This is a genomic window from Acinetobacter sp. YH12117 (assembly GCF_013418865.1).
Lineage (GTDB): Bacteria > Pseudomonadota > Gammaproteobacteria > Pseudomonadales > Moraxellaceae > Acinetobacter > Acinetobacter indicus.
Map to the genome: position 1 here is coordinate 1 of NZ_VPBF01000078.1, position 3,619 is coordinate 3,619.

Below are 3,619 nucleotides of genomic sequence, written 5' to 3' on the forward strand. Positions count from 1 at the left end.
GTGAAGAAACCCCTTTCTCTGATGAGGTCCAGAAGCAATACAACCCATCCAATGAACGGATTCAACACGCCAATTACAAGATGGATTTAGAGATCGCTAAATTGAAACGATCTCTATGAATCACACAGCATATTTTAGCAATTATTTTTCATTCACTATGTTTGTAGGCTCACCTGCCACATTCCAGAAAAAAACCGAGACATTAAGCTCGGTTTTCAATAGAACTCTAAATTTTAAAGATACTGTTCTAAAAAGTATGCAAAAAATAGGAGGAATGTACCTGAAATACCTGACACAATAACCAAATAATGTAAATAAAAGAATAAGGGATAATTTTTCAACATTTCTTTTAGCTGTGAATCAGCTATTTTGTGATATCTATCATTCCCATAAAAAGCTTTAAATGAGGTATTAAATTTTATATTTGATATTTCTCTCCAGTAAGCACTGGGAAACATACTCAAATAAAAGAAATCAAATGGTTCCATTAGTCTTTTAAATTTTCTCTCATCCTTATATATAATTTTACAAATTCCTTTTAGATAAATATTGGTATAGATATAAAGACTTATGAAGAAGATCCACAATAAAATAAAGAATAAAAGCCCGACCATTCCGATAAATGTTGTAGGTTCAGTTTTATATAACTTAATAATAAACTCTATCATTTATTTTCCATAACTTTTTCAACTAAATCGTATGATTTACCAGCATAGTGACCTGCAATCTCAGATGTACCTTTAGCGGCAATAGCAGCTCCAGCAGCAACAATACCAATAACAATTAATCCTGTTCCACCTGTAGCCAAACCAACAATTAAAGCTGCTGTAAATGTACTAGCAACAATTCCAGTTCCTAACTTCACTGTCTCAACAACTGTCGTTCTTGCTTTATCCTCTAGTGCAGCTTCATACACTTTTATGCTCGAACCTACAATATCCGTAGCAATAGACACATAGCCTGCTATTTTAAGAAAAAAACCGAGACATTAACTCGGTTTGGCTGTGTTGCACAAAGATTTCATAACTATATGATTTTAAAAGTTTTGATTGTTTTTTGATCCAAAATTAAATTTATTTAAATCAGATGCTTACATATTTATGCAACAAAGCCACTCGGTTTTAGTTTTTGATAGAGTTTCAAATCTTTTTAAAAATAATGTGCATGAATGTATGCATAAAGCATAAATAAAGTACCTAAAATACCTGACACTATAACCAAGTAATGTAGATAAAAAAATACAGGATACTTTTTCAACATTTCCTTTAACTGGGAATCACCTATTTTTTGATATAAATTATTCCCATAGTAGGTTTTAAAAGAAGTATTAAACTTTATATTTGATAATTCTCTCCAATAGGCACTGGGCAACATACTCAAATGAAAGAAATCAAATGGTTCCATCAATCTTGTAAATCGTTTCTCATTCTTATATAAAATTTGGCAAATTCCTTTTAGATAAATATTGGTATAGATATAAAGGCTTATGAAAAATACCCACAGCAAAATAAAAAATAAAAGCCCCAACGTTATGAATGGAATTTTTTTAAATAAAATTAGTATAATTTCCATACTTATTTGCTCACATTTTCTTCAATAACATCATAAGCCGTTCCTGCACCCCATCCAACAATCTCAGATGTACCTTTAGCGGCAATAGCAGCTCCAGCAGCAACAATACCAATAACAATTAATCCTGTTCCACCTGTCGCAAATCCGACAATTAAATAACTTGCATAAATTCCAAAACCAATACCAGCACCAACTTTAGCAGTCTCAACAACTGTTGTTCTTGCTTTATCCTCTGGTGCAGCTTCATACACTTTTATGCTCGAACCTACAATATCCGTAGCAATAGACACATAACCTGCTATTTTAAGAAAAAAACCGAGATATTAACTCGGTTTTCAATAGATCGCTAAAATTTATTTAAAAAATATACTTCTCTAATCCTACACCCAAAAATAGAAGACATATACCGAGAAAACCTGACAACATGAAAGAGTAATGAAGATAAAAGAACATTGGATAATTTCTCAACAACTCTGTTAACTGAGAGTCACCTATTTTGTAATATACATTATTCCCATAGTAGGCTTTAAATGATGTATTAAATTTTATATTTAATATCTCTTTCAAATATGCACTGGGTAAGATACTCAAATAAAAAAAATCAAAGGGTTCCATTAATCTTTTAAATCTCTTCTCATCCTTATATACTATTTTACAAATTCCTTTTAAATAAATATTGGTATAAATATAGAGACTTATTAAAAAAAACCATAGTAAGACAAAGAAAAAAAGACCTATTAAACTAATAAATAAACCTGGTCTATCTTCAAACATGGACAATAAAATTCCCAACATTATTTATTCCTAGCTTCATCCACATAGTCATAGGCTTCACCTACAACATATCCTGTAAGTTCTGATGCACTTTTTGTAGCAAGTGCAGCCGATACTGCTACAATTCCAATAACAATTAATCCTGTGCCACCTGTAGCCAAACCGACAATTAATGCTGCTGTAAATGTGCCAGCAACAATTCCAGTTCCTAGCTTTGCTGTCTCAACCACTGTTGTTCTTGCTTTATCTTCAGGTGCAGCTTCATACACTTTTATGCTTGAACTCACGACATACGTAGCGATAAACACATAGTCATAAAACTTAATAAAAAGCCGAGATGTAATTATCGATCTCGGCTTTTAACACAATTATTTAACCTAGTTCAAAATAATATGACGCCAACATTAGTGACATAAATAAAATTCCAGAAAACAGAATCACATATTGTAAAATAAAAAAAACTGGGAAGCTTGTTAGTAAGCTCTTTAACTGCTCTTGATTCATTTTTAGGAAGAAATCTTTTCTATAAAGACTTTTAAACTTTATCCCTTTCTTTAAATGCAACAGCTCCCTCCAAAAAGTAGTAGGTATAAAGCTAATGTATATAAAATCAAAAGGCTCTAATGGTGCTTTGTACTTTCTTTCATTACCAAAAGCAATCCTGCAAATCCCTCTCAAATTTAAACAAACATATACATACATAACAAAGTATAGTAAAAACATCGCTATAAGGAAAAAGAATGCTAGTGCCCCCATAGGCATTTTTTGAAATACTAAAATAAGTTTATCCATTGTTATTTATCAGCCACAATGTCATACAATCCACCAGCAACATCCCCACTAATATCACCAAAAGCTTTAGATGCTCCAGCTCCCGTTAACGCTACAATCCCAATGACTATAAGTCCAGTTCCACCAGTTGCAAGACCAACAACAATAGCACTTACCACTAATCCAGCACCAATGCCTGCGGTAACTTTAGCAGTCTCAACAACCGTTGTTCTTGCTTTATCCTCAGGTGCAGCTTCATACACTTTTACGCTTGAACTCACAACATCCGCACCAATAGACACATAACCAGCTATTTTTAATTGTGTCGCAAACTTACCGATTTTACCCATTTCTTTGGCGTATTCTTTGAGTCCGCCTTTAAAGTTATTGTCTCTAACCAATGCCGATTGCTTCAACATACGGCGCATATTGGTAGTTTTAATCGACTGATCCCAACGCAAGAATTTCTTAGTTCCTTCGTTATCTAACTCCCTATACAAGT

At 32.7% G+C, this 3,619-nt stretch carries 5 protein-coding genes and 1 pseudogene; all 6 read right to left on the minus strand.

From position 1 onward, the window contains the following. Positions 1-664 precede the first annotated feature (664 nt). Entirely contained in the window at positions 665-955 is a 291-nt protein-coding gene (locus FTU55_RS14685; RefSeq protein WP_257222862.1) for a hypothetical protein, read from the minus strand. A 619-nt stretch (positions 956-1,574) separates the two neighbouring features. After that, the gene (locus tag FTU55_RS14690; protein WP_257222861.1) at positions 1,575-1,862 is read right to left on the minus strand and encodes a hypothetical protein; all 288 of its coding nucleotides are present in this window, start codon (positions 1,860-1,862) and stop codon (positions 1,575-1,577) included. A 67-nt stretch (positions 1,863-1,929) separates the two neighbouring features. Continuing rightward, complete coding sequence (locus FTU55_RS14695; protein WP_180047464.1) at positions 1,930-2,367, minus strand: hypothetical protein; 438 nt, start codon at positions 2,365-2,367, stop codon at positions 1,930-1,932. Continuing rightward, entirely contained in the window at positions 2,367-2,615 is a 249-nt protein-coding gene (locus FTU55_RS14700) for a hypothetical protein (RefSeq protein WP_257222860.1), read from the minus strand. The genes FTU55_RS14695 and FTU55_RS14700 overlap by 1 nt, the downstream gene beginning before the upstream one ends. Before the next feature lie 103 nt (positions 2,616-2,718). Beyond that, the gene (locus FTU55_RS14705; protein ID WP_104488275.1) at positions 2,719-3,138 is read right to left on the minus strand and encodes a hypothetical protein; all 420 of its coding nucleotides are present in this window, start codon (positions 3,136-3,138) and stop codon (positions 2,719-2,721) included. A gap of 2 nt (positions 3,139-3,140) precedes the next feature. Further along, positions 3,141-3,619, minus strand: a pseudogene (locus tag FTU55_RS14710) (hypothetical protein); the annotation flags it as partial.